The organism is Allobosea sp. CS1GBMeth4 (assembly GCF_900185715.1).
In the GTDB taxonomy this organism is placed as follows: domain Bacteria; phylum Pseudomonadota; class Alphaproteobacteria; order Rhizobiales; family Beijerinckiaceae; genus Allobosea.
Window position 1 is genome coordinate 13,914 of the sequence record NZ_FYAS01000017.1, and the last position, 19,605, is coordinate 33,518.

Here is a 19,605-nt window from a genome sequence, read left to right on the forward strand (position 1 = left end):
AAGAACTCACGCGAACCGAATTCGCAGGAGGAGACGAAATCCATGGCTACCGCGGCTCCCCACGTCCACGGTCACGGGCATGACGACGCCCACGCCCACGAGCACGCCCATCCGACGGGCTGGCGGCGTTGGCTGCTGTCCACCAACCACAAGGACATCGGCACGCTCTACCTGATCTTCGCGGTCATCTCGGGCCTGATCGGCGGTTTCCTGTCGATCATGATGCGCATCGAGCTCCAGGAGCCGGGCCTGCAGATCTTCGCCAACGGCCAGAGCTACAACGTCTTCGTCACCGGCCACGGCCTGATCATGATCTTCTTCATGGTCATGCCCGCGGTGATCGGCGGCTTCGGCAACTGGTTCGTGCCGCTGATGATCGGCGCGCCGGACATGGCGTTCCCGCGCATGAACAACATCTCGTTCTGGCTGACGGTCGCGGCGCTGATCCTGCTGCTGATCTCGATGTTCGTCGAGGGCGCCCCGGGCGCGCACGGCGTCGGCACCGGCTGGACGGTCTATCCGCCCTTCGCCTCGACCGGGCATCCCGGCCCGTCGGTCGATTTCGGCATCCTGTCGCTGCACCTCGCCGGCGCGGCCTCGATCCTGGGCGCGATCAACTTCATCACGACCATCCTGAACATGCGCGCGCCCGGCATGACCATGCACAAGATGCCGCTGTTCGCCTGGGGCGTGCTGGTCACCGCCTTCCTGCTGCTGCTGGCGCTGCCGGTGCTGGCCGGCGCGATCACCATGCTGCTGACCGACCGCAATTTCGGCACGACCTTCTACGACCCGGCCGGCGGCGGCGACCCGGTGCTCTACCAGCACCTGTTCTGGTTCTTCGGCCACCCCGAAGTCTACATCATGATCCTGCCGGCCTTCGGCATCATCAGCCACATCATCTCGACCTTCTCCAAGAAGCCGATCTTCGGCTATCTCGGCATGGCCTACGCCATGGTCGCGATCGGCGTGGTCGGCTTCATCGTCTGGGCCCACCACATGTACACGGTCGGCCTGTCGCTCAACACGCAGCGCTATTTCGTCTTCGCGACGATGGTGATCGCGGTGCCGACCGGCGTGAAGATCTTCTCCTGGATCGCGACGATGTGGGGCGGCAGCCTGCGCTTCACCGCGCCGATGGTCTGGGCGATCGGCTTCATCTTCCTGTTCACCGTCGGCGGCGTCACCGGCGTGGTGCTGGCCAATGCCGGCCTCGACCGCTCGCTGCATGCGACCTATTACGTGGTGGCCCACTTCCACTACGTGCTGTCGCTCGGCGCCGTGTTCGGCATCTTCGCGGGCTTCTACTACTGGTTCCCGAAGATGAGCGGCTACATCATCCCGGACTGGATCGGCCGCCTGCACTTCTGGGTCGCCTTCATCGGCGCGAACCTGCTGTTCTTCCCGCAGCACTTCCTCGGGCTCGCCGGCATGCCGCGCCACTATGTCGACTATCCGGACGCCTTCGCCGGCTGGCACTTCTGGTCCTCGATCGGCTCGTACATCTTCGCGGCCGGTCTCCTGATCTGGCTCTTCGGCATCGTCGTCGCCTTCTCCAGGAAGGAGCTCGCCGGCAACAACCCCTGGGGCGAAGGCGCGACCACGCTGGAGTGGACCCTGTCCTCGCCGCCGCCCTTCCACCAGTTCGAGACCCTGCCGCGCATCGCCGGCTCGGACCACTGACCTTCAGGCGGCGGGCGTCACCGCCCGCCGCCGCCCTTCCCCCGAGCGCCTGATCCGAGGCGTTCCGGAGACGGGCGGATCCCGTAGACGATGCCCGCGGGCATCCACACCGAGTTGAAGCGAACGAGTATCGATGTCTGCTGCCTTCGATCAGATTTCCCAGGCTGACGACCGCCTCGCGCTGAGTTCCACCGGCGAGGCCCGCGACTTCTTCGCGCTGCTCAAGCCCCGCGTGATGTTCCTGGTCGTGGTGACCGCGCTCGGCGGCATGGTGGCGGCGCCGGGCACGGTCAACCCGGTCATCGGCTTCGCCGCGCTGCTGGCGATCGCGGTCGGTGCCGGCGCCTCCGGCTGCCTCAACATGTGGTGGGATGCCGACATCGACGCGGTGATGGCGCGCACCGCCGGCCGGCCGATCCCCGCCGGCCGCATCCTGCCCTCCGAGGCGCTCGCCTTCGGGCTGACCCTCTCGGTCGGCTCCGTGCTGGTGCTCGGCCTCGTCGCCAATCTGCTCTCGGCGGCGATGCTGGCCTTCACCATCTTCTTCTACGCCGTCGTCTATTCGATGTGGCTGAAGCGGGCGACGCCGCAGAACATCGTCATCGGTGGCGCCGCCGGCGCCTTTCCGCCGATGATCGGCGAGGCGGTGGTCACCGGCGATTTCGGCCTGACCTCGATCGTCCTCTTCGCCATCATCTTCCTGTGGACGCCGCCGCATTTCTGGGCGCTCGCGCTGGTGAAGTCCGGCGATTACGCCCGCGCCGGCATCCCGATGCTGCCCAATGTCGCCGGCCCGGCCGCGACGCGGCGCCAGATCGTCGCCTATACGCTGGTTCTGGCTCCGGTCGCGGTGCTGCCTGCGCTGATGGGCTTCGGCGGGCTGATCTATCTCCTCGTCTCGGCCGTGACCGGGCTCGCCATGATCGGCCTGTCGCTTCGGGTGCTGCGCGTCACCGAGGGCGAGGCGGCGAGCAAGGCGGCCTATGCCCTGTTCGGTTTCTCGATCCTCTATCTCTTCCTGCTCTTCGCCGTACTGCTCGCCGAGAACGGGCTCGGCCTGATGTGGGCGCTGCCCAAGGTGCTGGGATGAGCCAGGACCCGCAGGATCGCAAGCAGCCGCCGGCGCCGTTCTCGCCGGAGGACATGGCGCGGCGCAACCGCCGTTCGGTCGCGCTCGCGCTCGTGCTCGGCGGGCTCGTGCTGTTCTTCTTCATCGTGACGCTGGCCAAGACCGGTCCGGCGATCCTCAACCGCCCGCTGTGACGCCATGAGCGCCGCTTCCAGGAACCGCCGCACCGTCATCGCCTGCAGCGCCGCCGTGCTCGCCATGACCGGGCTCTCCTTCGCCGCGGTGCCGCTCTACAACCTGTTCTGCAAGGTCACCGGCTTCGCCGGCACGCCGATGGTCGGCACCGCCGCCACCGGCAAGACCAGCGAGCGGGTCGTCTCGGTGGCGTTCGACGCCAATGTCGCCCCCGCGCTGGGCTGGCGCTTCGAGGCCGAGAAGACCGAGATCCAGGCGCAGCTCGGCGTGACGCAGACGGTGTTCTACAAGATCACCAACACCTCGTCGCGGCCGATGACCGGGATCGCGACCTACAATGTCCAGCCGAACCAGGCGGGCGCCCATTTCGTCAAGATCCAGTGCTTCTGCTTCACCGAGACGACGCTGCAGCCGGGCGAAAGCATCGAGGCGCCGGTCGTGTTCTACATCGACCCCGAGCTCGAGGCGAACCGCGAGCTCGCAAGCCTGAAATCGATCACCCTGTCCTACACCTACTTCCCGTCGAAGAACGGGCAGCCGGTGGCCGAGAGCAAGGGTGACGGCAACCAATCGAAACTATAAAGCTGCGCGACGAGCGCTGCATTCTGTCGGACGCGGAGATTTGAGGACGATGGCCGAGGCCCATACCAAGCATCACGACTACCACCTCGTCGATCCCAGCCCGTGGCCGCTCGTCGGCGCCGCCAGCGCGACCGTGCTCGCCATCGGCGCGGTGATGTGGATGAAGGCGCTGCCGGTCGCCGGCATGCATATCGGCCCGCTGGTCTTCGGCGTGGGCCTGCTCGGCGTGCTCTACACCATGCTCGCCTGGTGGATGGACGTGATCCGCGAGGCGGAGAGGGAAGGCCACCACACCCGCGTGGTGCAGCTGCATCACCGCTACGGCATGCTGATGTTCATCGCCTCCGAGGTGATGTTCTTCGTCGCCTGGTTCTGGGCCTATTTCGACGCCAGCCTGTTCACCGGCGAGCAGATCCAGTACGCCCGCGCCGAGTTCACCGGCGGGCACTGGCCGCCGAAGGGCATCCAGACCTTCGACCCCTGGCACCTGCCGCTGCTCAACACGCTGATCCTGCTGACCTCCGGCACGACCGTGACCTGGGCGCATTACGCGCTGATCCAGGGCGACCGGAAGGGTCTGAAGCAGGGCCTGTGGCTGACCGTGATCCTCGGCATCCTGTTCACCACCTGCCAGGCCTACGAGTACGCGCACGCCGCTTTCGCCTTCAAGGGCAACATCTACGGCGCGACCTTCTTCATGGCGACCGGCTTCCACGGCTTCCATGTCATCATCGGCACCATCTTCCTGGCGATCTGCCTGTGGCGCGCCTATCTCGGCCACTTCAAGCCGGATCAGCATCTCGGCTTCGAGTTCGCCGCCTGGTACTGGCATTTCGTCGACGTCGTCTGGCTGTTCCTGTTCGCCTCGATCTATGTCTGGGGCGCCGGCACGCCGGCAGCCCACTAGGTCCCGGGCCGGAAGCGGTCGCGAACCTTGACAAGGGGCGGCCGCGAGGCCGCCCTTTTGCGTAACAGGAGGCTGTCATGGCCGAGCCGCAGATCACGCCGCCCTCGCCCTTCTCGACGGGGCTGGCCGGCCGCTGCCCGCGCTGCGGCGAGGGCAAGCTGTTCGACGGCTATCTCAAGCTCAAGCCGCGCTGCACCGCCTGCGGGCTCGATTTCGCCTTCGCCGATTCGGCCGACGGGCCGGCGGTCTTCATCATGCTGATCGCCGGCTTCCTGGTGCTCGGGCTCGCGCTCTATGTCGAGATCGCCTACACGCCGCCGATCTGGCTGCATTTGCTGCTCTGGCTGCCGCTGGCGCTCGTCACATGCCTCGGCCTGCTGCGACCGATGAAGGGGCTCGCCGTCGCGCTGCAATACACCCACCGGGCCGAGGAAGGCAGGCTGGAGAAGTGAGCCGCCCGGCTGCCCCTGCCCGGCCCAGGCTCCTGCTGCCGGCGGTGCTGACCGTCGTCGGCGTCGCCGTGCTCTGCGGCCTCGGCGCCTGGCAATGGCAGCGCATGGGCGAGAAGCGCGCCTTCATCAGCCGGCTGGAGACGCAGGCGCAGGGCCCGGCAGCGCCGCTGCCCCCGGCCGGCGAATGGCCGCGGCTCGACCTTGCGGCGCTGGACCTCACCCGCTCCGCCGCCAGGGGCAGCTATCTCGACGGCATCGCCAGCGTGCGCACCACGATCGCCGCCGGGCCGCCCGGCTCGCGCCAGCTCTCCGGCTTCGGGCGCTGGGTCTTCCAGGGCTTCCGGCTCGAGGACGGCGCGACCATCCTCATCAATCGCGGCTTCGTGCCCGAGGACCGCTTCGCGACGGTCGCGCCGGCGAGCGGCCCGGCGACGGTCACGGGCTTCCTGCGCGCGCCGGAAGAGCGCGGCAGCTTCACGCCGGCCGACCTGCCGGGGAAACGTGAATTCTACACGCGCGATCCGGCCGCCATCGCGGCGGCGCTCGGCATCGGGACGGTCGCGCCCTTCTATCTCGAGGCCGAGCGCCAGGGCGACGGGCTGACGCCGCCTGCCGGCGTCGACGCCAGGGAGCTCATCGCCCGCATCCCGGACAATCATCTCCAGTACGCCCTGACCTGGTGGGGGCTCGCGCTGACGCTGATCGGGGTGTTCGGAGCTTATGCCCGGCAGGCGCGCGCGAAACCGGCGCAGACGGAATGAAGCGCGTGCATACCCTCCAGCCCTCGTCCCGAGGGGCGCTCCGCCGGAGGGTGTCTCGCAGAAGGCTCCCGAAGCAGCCGGAGCCTCCTGCGAGACGCAAGCTGCGCCTGCTCCTCGGGACGAAGGCTGATGACGACCGGCCGGGTTGCGCAGCCGGGCTTTGCCCTCCTTTGCCAACAGGCCTATAGGATCAGCACGACATTCGAGAACAAGAACCGTGCTGCATATTTCGACCCGCGGCGAGGCGCCGTCGCTCTCCTTCGCCGATGCGCTGCTCGCCGGTCTCGCCCGTGACGGCGGCCTCTATCTGCCGCAAGCTCTGCCGCGCTTCGGCGCGCAGGAGATCGCCGGCTTCGCCGGCAAGCCCTATGCCGCGGTCGCGGAGCGCGTCGTCGGCGCGCTCGCCGATGGCGACATCGCGGCCGACGCGCTCAAGACGATGATCGCCCAGGCCTATGCCACGTTCCGCCATCCGGCGGTCTGCCCGCTCGTCCAGCTCGGCGACAACCTGTTCTCGCTCGAGCTGTTCCATGGGCCGACGCTCGCCTTCAAGGATGTGGCGATGCAGCTGCTCGGCCGGCTGATGGACCATGTGCTGGCGCAGCGCGGCGAGCGCGCCACCATCGTCGGCGCGACGTCCGGCGACACGGGCGGCGCCGCGATCGACGCCTTCAAGGGGCTGGAGCGCGTCGACGTCTTCATCCTCTACCCGCATGGCCGCGTCTCCGACGTGCAGCGCCGGCAGATGACGACGACCCGGGCCGACAATGTCCACGCCATCGCGATCGAGGGCACCTTCGACGACTGCCAGAACCTGGTGAAGGCGCTGTTCAACCACCACGCCTTCCGCGACGAGCTTCGCCTGTCCGGCGTCAACTCGATCAACTGGGCGCGGATCGCGGCGCAGGTCGTCTATTACTTCACCGCGGCGGTCGCGCTCGGCGGGCCGCACCGGCCGGTCTCCTTCGCGGTTCCGACCGGCAATTTCGGCGACATCCTCGCCGGCTGGGTCGCCAAGCGGATGGGGCTGCCGATCGGCCGCCTGGTGATCGGCACGAACAGCAACGACATCCTGGCGCGCACGCTCGACACCGGCGTCTACGAGATGCGCGGCGTCGCCGCGACGACCTCGCCTTCGATGGATATCCAGATCTCCTCGAATTTCGAGCGCCTGCTGTTCGAGGCGCATGGCCGCGACGGCGCAGCGGTGCGCCGGCTGATGCAGTCGCTGGCTCAGTCCGGCCGCTTCGAGATCGGACCGGAACCGCTCGCCCGCATCCGCGCCGATTTCGACGCCGTCGCGCAGGACGAGGCCTCGATCGCGGCCGAGATCGGCACGACCTGGCGGGAGGCCGGCTATCTGCTCGATCCGCACAGCGCAGTCGGCGTCGCAGCCGCCCGCAAGGCGCTGCAGGCCGACCCGGCGACGCCGGTGATCGCGCTCGGCACCGCCCACCCGGCCAAGTTCCCGGCCGCCGTCGCCGCCGCGAGCGGCGTCACCCCCGCCCTGCCCGCCCATCTCTCCGACCTGATGGAGCGCGAGGAGCGCTCCAGCCTGCTGCCGAACGATCAGGGCCGGCTGGAACGCTTCATCGCCGAGCGAGCCCGGGCCGTCAGGAGCGTGGCGGCATGAGCCCGGCCAAGACGCTCAAGTCCAAGGCGGAGAAGCTCGCCAGGCCGGGCGAGCCCGGTCACGATCCGGCCGTCAGCCTGACGACGCTGCCGTCGGGGCTGCGCATCGTCTCCGAGCGCATGGCCCATGCCTCGACCGTCTCGCTCGGCATCTGGATCGGCGCTGGGGCGCGCGACGAGCTGCCGCACGAGCACGGCCTTGCCCATCTGCTCGAGCACATGGCCTTCAAGGGCACCACCCGGCGCACGGCGCTCCAGATCGCCGAGGAGATCGAGAGCGTCGGCGGCGATCTCAATGCCGCGACGTCGGTCGAATACACCTGCTACACCGCCCGCGTGCTCGGCCAGGACCTGCCGCTCGCCGTCGACATCCTCGCCGACATCCTGACGCAACCGGCCCTCAGCGAGGAGGAGCTGGCGCGCGAGAAGGGCGTGATCCTGCAGGAGATCGGCGCCGTGCAGGATACGCCGGACGATCTGGTCTATGACCGCTTCCTGCAGGCCGCTTTCCCGGAGCAGCCGCTCGGCCGGCCGATCCTCGGCACGGCGGAGACGGTGAAGAGCTTCACGCCCGAGGCGATCCGCGCCTATCTGAGCCGGCACTACCATGCCGGCAACATGGTGCTGGCGGCCGCGGGGGCGGTCGACCATGACGAACTCGTCGCGCTGGCGCAGGCCGCGCTCGCCGACCTGCCGGCGCAACCTGAGACGGTTCCCGCCGTACGCACGCAGGCGCTCTACCATGGCGGCGAGGCCCGCATCGACGGCGACGAGGAGCAGGTCCACGTCGTACTCGGCTTCCCCGGCAAGCCCTTCACCCATGGCGCGCATTATCCGCTGCAGATCTTCTCGGCCGTGCTCGGCGGCGGCCTGTCCTCGCGCCTGTTCCAGGAGGTGCGCGAGCGCCGCGGCCTCGCCTATGCGATCGACGCCTTCCACTGGCCCTTCTCGGATTGCGGCGTCTTCGGGATCAGCGCCGGCACAGCTCCTGAGGATGTCGGCGAGCTGGTCGGGGTCGCCTTCGACTGCCTGCGGCAGGCGGCGCAGGACGTCAGCGAGACGGAGGTCGCGCGGGCACGGGCCCAGATGAAGGTCGGCCTGCTCGCCTCCCTGGAGAGCCCCGGCGGCAAGCTCGAGCAGATGGCGCGGCAGGTGCTGGTCTTCGGCCGGGCAATTCCGCGCGAAGAGCTGGCGCGGCGGCTCGATGCGGTCAGCCTCGCCGATGTCCGCTCCGCCGGACGGGCCCTGCTCGACGGCGTCGTCACGGTCGCCGCCGTCGGCGCCCTCGACGACCTGGCGCCGGTCACGGCCCTGCGCGCGCAGCTGACGCAGGCAGCCTGACCGCCATGGCGCTCTTCCGCTTCGCCACCGATCCGCCGGCGCGGCCGCTGATCAGGACGCGGAACCTGGTCCTGCGCGCCCCGCTCGCCGGCGACTATGCGGCCTGGGCGAGCCTGCGGATGGAAAGCCGGGATTTCCTCACGCCGTGGGAGCCCGTCTGGAGCGAGGACGACCTGACCCGGACCTCCTTCCGCCTGCGGGTCAAGCGCGCCGCCCGCGAGATCGCGACGGACGAGGCCTATTCACTGTTCGTCCTCGATGCCCGCAGCGAAACCCTGCTCGGAGGGCTGACGCTCGGCCTCGTCCGGCGCGGCGTCGCCCAGGCCTGCACGCTCGGCTACTGGATGGGCCAGCGCCATGCCGGCAAAGGCCACATGACGGAAGCGGTGCGCGGCGCGCTCGACTTCGCCTTCTCCGAACTCGCCTTGCATCGCGTCGAAGCCGCCTGCCTGCCGCACAACGAGCCGTCGCGACGGCTTCTGGAACGCGTCGGCTTCAGGCGCGAAGGCGAGGCGCGCGGCTATCTGCGCATCAACGGCGTCTGGGCCGATCATCTGCTCTACGGCATCCTGGCCTCCGAGCTGCGCCGCGCGCCCGAAGCCGATCGCAAGCCGTGAACGGGGCGGCCCTGCCTTGCCCTCGCCACGTCCCGCCGATACCACTGACCGTCACGCCTGAAGAGCCCTCCGCAGAGCCCGCCTTGCCATCGACATTCCGCTTCTTCCGGTCCGGCATCGCCGTTTTCGGCCTCCTGCTGGCGCTGCTCACGCTGGTGCGGCCGGCACTCGCGGTCGAAGCGCAGCGCGTGCCGCTCGACGTGCCGGTGCTCGACCTGACGGACGTGGTCGAGCGCAACAAATCCGATGGCGACGTCATCCAGATCTCGACCGCGCCCGGCGCCGACGGCATCGTCCGGCGCATCGCCGTCAGGGCGCGCGAATCCGGGGCGCGGCCGGACTGGATCGTGTTCGCGCTGACCAATGATTCCGACGAGCAGATCGACCGGCTGCTGGTCGCGCCCTTCCACCGGCTGATCGGCTCCGGCGTGATCTGGCCCGACCTCGGCGACCGCCGCATCGAGGCGATCACGGCGAGCCAGGGTCTCCGGCCGGAGCGCGAGGACGCGACCGACGCCGATATCTTCCAGATCACGCTCGACCCCGGCACCACCGTAACCTTCGTGGCCGAGCTCAAATCGCCGAACCTGCCGCAGCTCTATCTGTTCGAGCCGGAGGCCTACCGCCAGAAGACGAACGGGCTGACGCTCTACAAGGGCATCATCATCGGCATCGCCGGCCTGCTGGCGCTGTTCCTGACCATCATCTTCGTGGTCAAGGGCGCGGTGATCTTCCCCGCCGCGGCGGCGCTGGCCTGGGCGGTCCTGGCCTATGCCGGGCTGGATTTCGGCTTCTTCCAGCGCATCTTCCCGCTGACGCCGGCGATCGAGCGGATCTACCGCGCCGGCGCCGAGGTGGTGCTGGCGGCGACGCTGCTGGTCTTCCTGTTCGCCTATCTCAACCTGTCGCGCTGGCATGTGCGCTACAGCCACATCACCTTCATCTGGATTCTCGGCCTCGCCGGCCTGGTCGGCCTCGCCGTGTTCGACGCGCCGATGGCTGCCGGTATCGCGCGCATCTCGATCGCGGCCGTCGCGGCCATCGGCTTCGTGCTGATCCTGCACCTCGCCACCCATGGCTACGAGCGGGCGGTGATGCTGATCCCGACCTGGTTCCTGCTGCTGGTCTGGGTGACCGCGGCGGGCTTCACCGTGGTCGGCCAGGTCACGCGCGACCTCGTGCCGCCGGCGCTGATCGGCGGCCTCGTGCTGATCGTGCTGCTGATCGGCTTCACGGTGGTGCAGCACGCCTTCGCCGGCGGCGCGCTGGCGCAGGGGCTGGTCTCCGATACCGAGCGGCGGGCGCTGGCACTGTCCGGCTCCGGCGACCTCGTCTTCGACTGGGACGTCTCGGCCGACAAGATCTTCATCTCGCCGCAGACCGAGACGCTGCTCGGCCTGCCGAAGGGCGCGCTCGAAGGGTCGGCCGCGCGCTGGCTGGAGCACATGCACGTCGCCGACCGCGATCGCTATCGCGTCTCGCTCGATGCGGTGATCGAGCAGCGCCGCGGCAAACTGCAGCTGGATTTCCGCCTGCGCGCCGCCAATGGCGCCTATCACTGGTTCAGCCTGAAGGCGCGGCCGGTGATCGGCTCGGACGGCGAGGTCATCCGCGTCATCGGCACCCTCGCCGACGTCACCGAGCAGCGCACGGCGCAGGAGCGCATGCTGCACGACGCGGTGCACGACAACCTGACCGGGCTGCCCAACCGCGAACTGTTCCAGGACAGGCTCACCGCGGTGTTCGGCTTCAGTCGCGCCGACGACGCCATCCGCCCGACCGTGATCGTCATCGACATCGACCGCTTCAAGCAGGTCAACGAATCCGTCGGCTTCTCGGCCGGCGACTCGATCCTGCTGACGCTGGCGCGGCGCCTCGGCCGGCTTCTGCGCAGCCAGGACACGCTGGCCCGGATCGGCGGCGACATCTTCGCGATGATCCTGGTCTCGGAAAGCGACCCCGAACGCATCCTGGCCCTGGCCGAGCTGATCCGCCGCGCCGTCTCGACCCCCATCACCTTCGCCGAGCGCGAGATCGTGCTGACCCCCTCGATCGGCCTCGCCCTCTTCGACGGCACGCCGACGGCGCGCAAGGACGACGCGCTGAAGAATGCCGAGCTCGCCATGGCGCACGCCAAGAACCAGGGCGGCAACCTGGTCGAGGTCTTCGTCCCGGCGATGCGCAGCGACCGCAACGACCGGCTGGCGCTCGAAAGCGACCTGCGCCGTGCGATCGAGCGCGGCGAAATCCAGGTGATGTACCAGCCGATCGTCAGGCTGGAGGACCGGACGATCGCCGGCTTCGAGGCGCTGATGCGCTGGGACCATCCACGCGAGGGCCGGCTGCTGCCGCAGGATTTCATCGCCATCGCCGAGGAGACCGGGCTGATCGTCGATCTCGGCGTCTATGTGATGGACCGCACCGCGCGCGAGCTCGCGGCCTGGCAGGCCGCGCTCGAGGTCGAGCCGCCGATCTTCGCCAGCGTCAACGTCTCCAGCCGCCAGCTGCTGCGTCACGACCTCCTGCGCGACGTCAAGGCCGTGCTGGCGCGCCGGCGCGTGCTGCCCGGCACGCTCAAGCTCGAGATCACCGAGAGCCTGGTGATGGAGAACCCCGAATATGCGGCGCAGATGCTGGCGCGCATCCGCGACCTCGGCGCGGGCCTGTCGCTCGACGATTTCGGCACCGGCTATTCCTCGCTGTCCTATCTGCAGCGCTTCCCCTTCGACACGATCAAGATCGACCAGAGCTTCGTGCGCCAGATGGGCAACGGCAAGCCGCCGGTGATCCTGCGCTCGATCGTCCAGCTCGCCGCCGATCTGCGGATGGACGTGGTCGCCGAAGGTGCCGAAACCGAATCGGACGCGATCGAGCTCTATCAGCTCGGCTGCCAGTACGCGCAGGGCTATACCTTCGGCCAGCCGATGACGGCCGCGGAAGCGCGGCGCCTGGTCGGCGCGTCGAGCACGTCCTTCGAGCCGGCGTAACCACCTGGCGTCATTCTCGGGCGGAGCGAAGCGCAATCCGAGAATCTCGTGACGAGAGGGCGCCTTTGGGAGTTTCGTCCGGCCTGAGATGCTCGGGTCGAGCCCGAGCATGGCGAGTTTGGAACGCCTCTTCAGGCGTGCCCGGCATCCTTGGACAGGAAGGCGGGATCGATGCCGAGCTTGCTGAGCGCACGGGCATATTTGGTGTCGAGCGCGTCGTCGAAGAGCAGCGCATGGTCGGCGGCGCAGTGCAGCCAGCCATTCGACTGGATCTCCGCCTCGAGCTGCCCTGCCCCCCAGCCGGCATAGCCGAGCGCCAGCACCGCATTCTCCGGCCCGCTGCCGACGGCGATGGCACGCAGGATGTCGAGCGTCGCGGTCAGGCAGATGCCGTCGTCGATCGGCAGCGTCGCCGATTCCAGGAAGAAGTCGGCGCTGTGCAGGACGAAGCCGCGCTTGGTCTCGACCGGGCCGCCGCGCAGCACCTTGACCTTCTCGACCTGGCTGGGCAGGCGGATCGCCTGGTCGGGCGGAATCACGTCGAGCTGCACGAGCAGCTCGGGAAAGCGCGTGTCGGCGGCCGGCTTGTTGACGATGATGCCCATCGCCCCGTCCTCGGAATGCGCGCAGAGATAGACCACGCTGCGGGCGAAGCGCGGATCGCTCATGCCCGGCATGGCGATGAGGCACTGCCCGTCGAGATAGCTGCGGCCGCTGATGCGCTGGTTCGATCCGAGATTCATGAGAGCATGCTAGAGCATGTTCGGCGCAGGTGGGAACCTCTTTGAGCCCGGGCGCCCGCCATGCCCCCTCGCCGGCCTTTGCGCCGGCTCGGAAGGCCTCGCTTTCCCGCCGCAATGCCGGGGCAAGGTCGGTGCCGCCCGCGCTCTCGCAATCCTGAAACCGCCGCCTCGACGCCTTCCTCGCAAATCCAGACAAGATCGCCTACATCAGAACCCGTGAAAACCGTTACGGCTCTTACCCTTCTCGCCGCGCTGGCGCTCGGCTCTCCGGCTTCCGCGCAGGATGCCGCGGTTTCGCCGTGGTCCAAGGCCGCCTATTCGTCGATGCGCCTGATCGCCGGCGCCACCGCCCCGTCGGGCAAGCAGCGCATCGGCGTCGAGATCGCGATGACGCCGGGCTTCAAGACCTATTGGCGCAGCCCAGGCGATGCGGGGGTGCCGCCTGTCTTCGACTGGAGCGGCTCGGAGAATGTCGGCGGGCTGGACGTGCGCTGGCCGACGCCGGAACGCTTCGAGGACGGAGCCGGCTCCGGCATCGGCTATGTCGGCGAGGTGGTGATTCCGGTCTCGGTCCAGCCGGTCGATCCGACGCGGCCGGTCACCGTGGTGCTGAAGCTCGACTATGCCGTCTGCGACAAGATCTGCGTTCCGGCGAAGGGCGAGGCACGGCTCTGGCTCAAGCCCGGCGTGACCTCGGTAAGCTCGCCACGGCTCGAGCAGTTCGAGGCGCTGATCCCGCACCAGGTCAAGCCCGGCGCGGCCAGCGATCGCCTGGCGATCCTCGACGTGACCCATAGCGAGGCCGCGTTGCGGCTGACGCTGAAGGCGCCCGAGGGCGGCGCGATCCACGACCTCTTCGTCGAGGGCGCCGGAATGTGGTCCTTCGGACGGCCGATGCTGGCGGCACAGCCCGATGGCACGGTGGTGGCGAAGCTCAAGATCGTCGAGCGCCCCAAGGGAGCGAGCGGCCCCGCTCCCTTCATCGTGACCGTGCGCGGCAAGCCGCAATCGGTCGAAGCGCGGCTCGAACTCGACATCGGCTCCGCGAAGCCGTAACCCTGCCGGCCGGGCGGCGACGCCGCGAGCAGGAGAGGTTCCATGGCGATCAAGGTCGGTGACAAGCTTCCGCAGGCGACGTTTCGCGTGATGACGGCCGACGGGCCGGTGGCCAAGACCACGGACGAATTGTTCAGGGGCCGCAAGGTCGTGCTCTTCGCCGTGCCGGGCGCCTTCACGCCGACCTGCCACAAGAACCATCTGCCGGGCTATGTAAGCAAGGCGGCCGAGATCAAGGCCAAGGGCGTCGAGGAGATCTTCGTCACCGGCGTCAACGACGTCTTCGTCATGGACGCCTGGTCGAAGGCCACCGGCGGGGCCGGCGTGATCACCTTCCTCTCGGACGGCAACGCCGATTTCGCCAAGGAGATCGGCCTGTCGATGGACGGCTCCGGCTTCGGCCTCGGCACCCGCTCGCAGCGCTATTCGATGGTCGTCGAGGACGGCGTGGTGACCGCCCTCAACGTCGAGGATGCGCCGGGCAAGACCGAAATCTCCGGCGCCGAGGCGATGCTGAACCAGCTCTGAGACGGGAGCCGAAACAGGAGCCCGCGCCGGCCAGGAGCCGCGCGGGCTTTTTCATCGGCGCCCGGCCGCGAGCCTCAGGCGCGCTGCGGGAAGACCCGAAGAGCGCCCCTACCGGCGCGCCTCGATGATCAGATTGAACGGCGTCTCCATCGCCCTGCGCACGGTGCCGAGCCCGGCCGACCTGAGGATGGCCTCGAGCTGGCCCGGACCCGCCTGGGCGCCGAGAACATGGGTTCCGTTCTCGGATATGGCGTGGGCGCAGCACATGGTGGTGGATCCGGCATAGTAGAGCCGGCCGACCGGGTTGATATTGTCCTCGACGCGGTCCCCGGCATAGGGCTCGACCAGCATCAGCGTGCCGTCCTCTGCCATCGCCGACGCAGCGTGGCGGGCCGCCTCGACCGGGCGGCCCATATCGTGCAGGCAGTCGAAGAAGCAGACGAGATCATAGCCGCGCCTGGCATAGGTGTCGGCCTTCTCGACCTCGAAGGTGACGCGGTCCTCGACCCCTGCCGCCCGCGCGACGCGGCGGGCGATCGCGATGGAGTCAGCATGCGTGTCGAAGCCCCAGAACCGGCTCTCGGGAAAGGCCTTCGCCATCAGCACCGTCGAATGGCCGTGGCCGCAGCCGATATCGGCGACCATGGCGCCCCTTCCGAGCTTTTCCGTCACGCCCGAGAGCATGGGCAGCCAGTCATCGACCAGGCTGGCGCTGTAGGCATTCCGGTAGAAGGCGGCGATACCGCAGAAGAGGCGCTCGTCATGCTCGCCCCAGCTCACTCCCCTGCCTGATCTGAACGCGGCGAGCGTTTTGGCCTCGTCGGCCCACATGGACGCGACGATCTGCCAGGCGTGCGGCAGGAAGACCGGGCTCAGCTCATCGGCGAGGACGGCGGCCTGCTCCGCCGTCAGCTCATAGGTCCTCGATGCGGGATGATAGTCGACATAGCCGCCGGCGACCTGCGAATTGAGCCATTCGCGCACATACCGTTCCGCGCAGCCGCTGCGCCTGGCGACCTCCTGCGAGCTCACCGGCCCGGCCCCGGCCATGGCCTTGTAGAGCCCGAGCTTGTCGCCGAGGCCGACCATGACGCCGCCATAGCCGGCCGAGATCTCCCCGATCAGGCGCCCGACGAGCGCATCGAGCTTTTGCTGGTTGACGGTCATGTTTGGCTCCAGTCTTGTCGTGTCGCGCCGATTGCGCCGAGACTTGACGCAGGGTGGCGGCCAGCGACGTCGCCCGGGAGTGCGAAACCGGCCAATGACGGTCCGTTGGTGCCAGGAGAGCGTCGAATGTCAGCGACGGCACGGCCACTGCGCGTCAGCCTCGTCGCCATCCCCGATGCGGTCATCTCGACGCTGAGCGGCATCTACGACGTGCTGGGCGCGTTCCGCATGCTCGGACGCACCGAGCCGACGCTGCCGCAGGAGCCACCGTTCACGGTCGAGATCGTCGCCGCCGAGCGCGGCAGCGTGAGCCTGGCGAGCGGCCTGCCCGTGGAGGCCCGGCTGGCGGTCGCGGAAGTCGCGGCGACCGACATCGTCATCGTCCCGTCCGTCCTGCTCGGGCCCGATGGCTGGCAGGTCGGACGCTACCCCGGCATCGTCGATTGGGCGCGGCGCATGCATGCCCGGGGCGCGCTGCTCTGCTCGGCCTGCTCGGGCGTGTTCCTGCTCGCCGAGACCGGACTGTTCGACGGCCAGGACGCGACCGTGCACTGGGCCTATGCCGACCAGTTCGCACGGACCTTCCCGCGGGTGCCGCTGCGGCCCGACCGTGTCCTGGTCGTCTCCGGGGCGCGCGAGGACCTCGTCACCTCGGGCGCCTCGATGACCTGGCACGACCTCGTACTCTATCTGATCGCCCGCCATGTCGGCGCGACGGCGGCCCAGACGGTGGCGCGGTCCTTCGCCTTGCAATGGCACCATGACGGGCTCGCGCCCTATATCGTGTTTCAGGGCCGGACTGATCATGGCGACGCCGCGATCTCCGAGGCGCAGGCCTGGCTCGCGACGCATTTCTCGCTCGCAGCCCCGGTCGAGGAGATGGTGCGACGCTCGGCGCTCGCCGAGCGCACCTTCAAGCGCCGCTTCACCGAGGCGACGGGCTTCGCGCCGATCGACTATGTGCAGCGCCTGCGGATCGAGGATGCCAAGCGCCGGCTCGAGCGCACCGACGCGCCGGCCGACGAGATCAGCTGGACGGTCGGCTACGAGGACGCCGCCTTCTTCCGCCGGCTGTTCAAGCGCCTGACCGGCATGACGCCGGGCGCGTATCGCCGGCGCTTCCAGGTGCCGGCCTTCGCCCGTTCGAGGCAGTAGATGTCCCGCACACGGGACGGGACGACAGCCGCGCCGCCACAGCAATCCTGATCGATCCGATATCGCCTTGTCATGAGACAGCGCGGCCCGCCGCCGCTAGCCTCCCGTGCAATCGAGGAGAGGCCCGGCCCATGTCAGAGATCAGCATCCGCCCGCTCACGGCCAATGACCGCGCCGCCTGGGAGCCGCTCTGGCAGGGCTATCTCACCTTCTACAAGGCCTCGCTGACGCCGGAGACGACGGAGACCACCTTCACCCGGCTGACGAACGGCCGGGAGCCGATGGGCGGCTTCATCGCCGAGCGCAACGGCAAGGCGGTCGGCATCGTCAACTATGTCCTGCACCGCACGACCTGGAGCCCGAAAGAGATCTGCTATCTGCAGGACCTGTTCACCAGCGAGGCGGCGCGTGGCCACGGCGTCGGCCGCAAGCTGATCGAGGCGGTCCGGCAGATGGCGCAGACGAAAGGCTGCTTCCGCGTCTACTGGCAGACGCATGAGAGCAACCTGCAGGCGCAGGAGCTCTACGACAAGGTGGCGCAGAGATCGGGCTTCATCGTCTATCGGCAGCCGCTGGGGTGAGCGGAGGAGACGGGAAGCCGGCGGCTCCGCTATCGAACCGTGCGGGCATTTGCAGTGTCCGGTTTCGGAGACCCGGCCGCCAAACCGCTCGAGCTGACAGGTGGCGTTTCGCGAGCGACGTGTTCAGCGAAGGAGGTTTGGGGGCAATGGCGGCTCTTCACTGAGCAGAGTGATCCTCACCCGTCGGTTCGGCGAGATGTAGGGGTTGTCGGGAAAGACCGGCTCGGTGTCGGCGCGTCCCACCACGGAAGCGAAGCGGTCGTTGGGGAACCCTGCACTCGACAGAATCTCGCGCACCGCGAGCGCGCGCCCTGTGGTGAGGCTCCAGGGATCGACGCCCGCCACCGAGCCCGGGCGCGCGGAGGCCGTGTGGCCGGTGACAGCCAGGCGGTTGGGCAGGCGGCGCAGCGTGGGCGCGAGCGTCTCCAGCACGCGACGGGTACTCGGGTAGGGCTGGACCGAACCCTCGGGGAACATGGAGCGCCCCGCCTCGTCCATGAGGGCGACATCCAACCCGTCCTTGGTCGGCTCGATCACAATGTTGCGCGACAGATCGGCGATTTCGGGCATGCTCTGGAGCGCCTGCCGGATGCTGGCTATCGCGCTGTGGTTGGCCTGTTGGCTGGCAACCGGGCGGTTGACGTCGCGGTCGCCGGTACGGCCAGAGCTGGTCTGGCGCGCGCTGTCCTCCGCCTTGGTGGTCCCCCTCGCCACCTCGCGTGGCACCAACGGCTTGCCGCCTGATTTGTCGAGGGAGGTACCCCAGAGCATGCCGCCAGCGCCACTGGTGCTGGGGCTCACAGCCCCCGGCGCGAAATACTCCGCCAGGCCTTCCTTCTGCTCCTGCGTCGTCATGCTGATCAGCCACATCAGCAGAAAGAACGCCATCATGGCGGTCACGAAGTCCGCATAGGCGATCTTCCAGGCGCCGCCATGGTGCGCATGAGCGGCCTTTTTGACTTTCTTGACGATGATCTGCTGGGCGGGCTTGGTCATCGAGTCCCTGCTGGAGATGGGGCCGGATCTAGGCAGCCAGTTTGGCGGTTGCCGCTTCCACTTCGCTGAAGGTCGGGCGGACGTCGCTCATCAGAGCCTTGCGCGCGAATTCGACCGCCATCACCGGCGGCTGGCCGCTGATGTGGGCGAGGAGGCCCGCCTTGAGTGACAGGAAATATTTGGCCTCCGCCTCGAAGGTGCTCTTGAGCGACGCCGCCATGGGCGCGAAGAAGCCGTAGGCGACGAAGACGCCGAAGAAGGTGCCGACGAGCGCGCCGCCGATCAGGTGCCCCAGCACCTCCGGCGGCTCCTTGATCGCTCCCATCGTCTTGATCACGCCGAGCACGGCGGCGACGATGCCGAGTGCGGGCGTTCCGTCGGCGATCGACTGCATGGCCGACACGAGACGCTCCTGCTCCTGGTGATGCGTCTCCAGTTCCTCGTCCATGAGAGCGTCGATCTCGTGAACGTTGTTGGCGCCGAGCGTCAACATGCGCATGTAGTCGCAGACGAACTCGACCGCATGATGGTTCGCGGCAAACGTCGGAAAGGCATTGAACAGCGACGAATTGCTCGGATTTTCAATGTGCTCCTCGAGCGCGAGCATGCCCTTCTGCCTCACGAGCTTGTACAGCGAATACTGCATCCCCAGCAGCTCGACGTAGCATTCCTGATTGTACTTGGAGCCCTTCACGATCGTGCCAAGCATGCCGGGCACGGCCTTGAGGACCGGCCCGGGATTGCCGATGATGAAGGCGCCGATCGCTGCACCGAGGATGATAACGAACTCGAACGGCTGCCAAAGGACCTCGAGGTGGCCGCCCATGGCCGCGTAACTGCCGAAGACGCAGACGAAGACGATGATTGCGCCGACGATCAGCCGCATGACCTGCTACCTCACACCACAGCAGCTACAGCCTGCGCGAAGCCACTACTCCTCCGACGAATTGACCGATCGAGGTTAACGGCGAGTTAGAAGTGGCAAATTGGCCAGGGAGAAATCGGAGTGCGATGACGAGGCTGCGGCTCGTTTGGCGACCGGCGACTCTTGCGAATGCCCGCTGAGGCCGATAGCGGCTGGTAGCCAACGGTCGCCAGCTTATGTCTGCTTTCCGGCAGTAGTCGAGCGTTGGTTGCCGGCCCTTTGCGGAGA

Annotated in this window: 19 protein-coding genes; 15 read left to right on the forward strand and 4 right to left on the reverse strand. The window is 68.3% G+C overall.

Annotated features, from left to right (window positions below; all coding sequences use genetic code 11):
• Nucleotides 1–42: 42 nt before the first annotated feature.
• The 11 genes from ctaD to CS1GBM4_RS10570 all read left to right on the forward strand — a co-directional run bounded on the left by ctaD (nucleotide 43) and on the right by CS1GBM4_RS10570 (nucleotide 12,226).
• Nucleotides 43–1,683 (forward strand): cytochrome c oxidase subunit I, encoded by a 1,641-nt coding sequence (ctaD, locus tag CS1GBM4_RS10520; protein ID WP_186418673.1) that lies wholly within the window; start codon nucleotides 43–45, stop codon nucleotides 1,681–1,683.
• 133 nt (nucleotides 1,684–1,816) lie between these two features.
• Nucleotides 1,817–2,773: a heme o synthase gene (locus CS1GBM4_RS10525; RefSeq protein WP_186418674.1), complete on the forward strand. Its 957-nt coding sequence runs from the start codon at nucleotides 1,817–1,819 to the stop codon at nucleotides 2,771–2,773.
• Nucleotides 2,770–2,946 (forward strand): hypothetical protein, encoded by a 177-nt coding sequence (locus CS1GBM4_RS10530; protein WP_186418715.1) that lies wholly within the window; start codon nucleotides 2,770–2,772, stop codon nucleotides 2,944–2,946. The genes CS1GBM4_RS10525 and CS1GBM4_RS10530 overlap by 4 nt, the downstream gene beginning before the upstream one ends.
• Nucleotides 2,947–2,950: 4 nt before the next feature.
• Nucleotides 2,951–3,529, forward strand: coding sequence for a cytochrome c oxidase assembly protein (locus CS1GBM4_RS10535; RefSeq protein WP_186418675.1), 579 nt, complete (start codon nucleotides 2,951–2,953; stop codon nucleotides 3,527–3,529).
• A 49-nt stretch (nucleotides 3,530–3,578) separates the two neighbouring features.
• On the forward strand, nucleotides 3,579–4,436 hold the full coding sequence (locus CS1GBM4_RS10540) for a cytochrome c oxidase subunit 3 (RefSeq protein ID WP_186418676.1): 858 nt from the start codon (nucleotides 3,579–3,581) through the stop codon (nucleotides 4,434–4,436).
• Between the two features lie 77 nt (nucleotides 4,437–4,513).
• Nucleotides 4,514–4,888 carry a DUF983 domain-containing protein gene (locus CS1GBM4_RS10545; RefSeq protein WP_186418677.1) on the forward strand — a complete coding sequence of 125 codons (375 nt, stop codon included), beginning with the start codon at nucleotides 4,514–4,516 and terminating at the stop codon, nucleotides 4,886–4,888.
• The gene (locus CS1GBM4_RS10550; RefSeq protein WP_186418678.1) at nucleotides 4,885–5,649 is read left to right on the forward strand and encodes an SURF1 family cytochrome oxidase biogenesis protein; all 765 of its coding nucleotides are present in this window, start codon (nucleotides 4,885–4,887) and stop codon (nucleotides 5,647–5,649) included. Before CS1GBM4_RS10545 ends, CS1GBM4_RS10550 begins: the two co-directional genes overlap by 4 nt.
• A 217-nt stretch (nucleotides 5,650–5,866) precedes the next feature.
• Nucleotides 5,867–7,282, forward strand: coding sequence for a threonine synthase (gene thrC, locus CS1GBM4_RS10555; RefSeq protein ID WP_186418679.1), 1,416 nt, complete (start codon nucleotides 5,867–5,869; stop codon nucleotides 7,280–7,282).
• Complete coding sequence (locus tag CS1GBM4_RS10560; RefSeq protein ID WP_186418680.1) at nucleotides 7,279–8,622, forward strand: pitrilysin family protein; 1,344 nt, start codon at nucleotides 7,279–7,281, stop codon at nucleotides 8,620–8,622. Before thrC ends, CS1GBM4_RS10560 begins: the two co-directional genes overlap by 4 nt.
• Before the next feature lie 5 nt (nucleotides 8,623–8,627).
• On the forward strand, nucleotides 8,628–9,239 hold the full coding sequence (locus tag CS1GBM4_RS10565; RefSeq protein WP_186418681.1) for a GNAT family protein: 612 nt from the start codon (nucleotides 8,628–8,630) through the stop codon (nucleotides 9,237–9,239).
• 116 nt (nucleotides 9,240–9,355) lie between these two features.
• Nucleotides 9,356–12,226: an EAL domain-containing protein gene (locus CS1GBM4_RS10570; RefSeq protein WP_244607168.1), complete on the forward strand. Its 2,871-nt coding sequence runs from the start codon at nucleotides 9,356–9,358 to the stop codon at nucleotides 12,224–12,226.
• 131 nt (nucleotides 12,227–12,357) lie between these two features.
• Here CS1GBM4_RS10570 and CS1GBM4_RS10575 read toward each other — a convergent pair whose 3' ends face one another.
• Nucleotides 12,358–12,969 carry a YqgE/AlgH family protein gene (locus tag CS1GBM4_RS10575; RefSeq protein WP_186418683.1) on the reverse strand — a complete coding sequence of 204 codons (612 nt, stop codon included), beginning with the start codon at nucleotides 12,967–12,969 and terminating at the stop codon, nucleotides 12,358–12,360.
• A 216-nt stretch (nucleotides 12,970–13,185) separates the two neighbouring features.
• Between CS1GBM4_RS10575 and CS1GBM4_RS10580 the strand changes: the two genes are divergently transcribed.
• Together CS1GBM4_RS10580 and CS1GBM4_RS10585 are read left to right on the forward strand one after the other, a co-directional pair.
• The gene (locus CS1GBM4_RS10580; RefSeq protein ID WP_186418684.1) at nucleotides 13,186–14,025 is read left to right on the forward strand and encodes a protein-disulfide reductase DsbD domain-containing protein; all 840 of its coding nucleotides are present in this window, start codon (nucleotides 13,186–13,188) and stop codon (nucleotides 14,023–14,025) included.
• Nucleotides 14,026–14,067: 42 nt separating this feature from the next.
• Nucleotides 14,068–14,553: a peroxiredoxin gene (locus CS1GBM4_RS10585; protein ID WP_186418685.1), complete on the forward strand. Its 486-nt coding sequence runs from the start codon at nucleotides 14,068–14,070 to the stop codon at nucleotides 14,551–14,553.
• A 108-nt stretch (nucleotides 14,554–14,661) separates the two neighbouring features.
• Here CS1GBM4_RS10585 and CS1GBM4_RS10590 read toward each other — a convergent pair whose 3' ends face one another.
• A complete protein-coding gene (locus CS1GBM4_RS10590) occupies nucleotides 14,662–15,720 on the reverse strand; it encodes a class I SAM-dependent methyltransferase (protein WP_186418686.1) in 1,059 nt (352 codons plus the stop codon).
• A gap of 126 nt (nucleotides 15,721–15,846) precedes the next feature.
• On the opposite strand from CS1GBM4_RS10590, the gene CS1GBM4_RS10595 reads away from it, so the two are divergent.
• Both CS1GBM4_RS10595 and CS1GBM4_RS10600 read left to right on the forward strand, forming a co-directional pair.
• The gene (locus CS1GBM4_RS10595; RefSeq protein ID WP_186418687.1) at nucleotides 15,847–16,875 is read left to right on the forward strand and encodes a helix-turn-helix domain-containing protein; all 1,029 of its coding nucleotides are present in this window, start codon (nucleotides 15,847–15,849) and stop codon (nucleotides 16,873–16,875) included.
• A gap of 131 nt (nucleotides 16,876–17,006) precedes the next feature.
• On the forward strand, nucleotides 17,007–17,456 hold the full coding sequence (locus CS1GBM4_RS10600; RefSeq protein ID WP_186418688.1) for a GNAT family N-acetyltransferase: 450 nt from the start codon (nucleotides 17,007–17,009) through the stop codon (nucleotides 17,454–17,456).
• Nucleotides 17,457–17,579: 123 nt separating this feature from the next.
• Here the strand turns inward: CS1GBM4_RS10600 and CS1GBM4_RS10605 are convergent, their stop codons facing one another.
• Both CS1GBM4_RS10605 and motA read right to left on the reverse strand, forming a co-directional pair.
• A complete protein-coding gene (locus CS1GBM4_RS10605; protein WP_186418689.1) occupies nucleotides 17,580–18,452 on the reverse strand; it encodes a flagellar motor protein MotB in 873 nt (290 codons plus the stop codon).
• Nucleotides 18,453–18,480: 28 nt separating this feature from the next.
• Nucleotides 18,481–19,338, reverse strand: coding sequence for a flagellar motor stator protein MotA (motA, locus tag CS1GBM4_RS10610; protein ID WP_186418690.1), 858 nt, complete (start codon nucleotides 19,336–19,338; stop codon nucleotides 18,481–18,483).
• Nucleotides 19,339–19,605 lie beyond the last annotated feature (267 nt).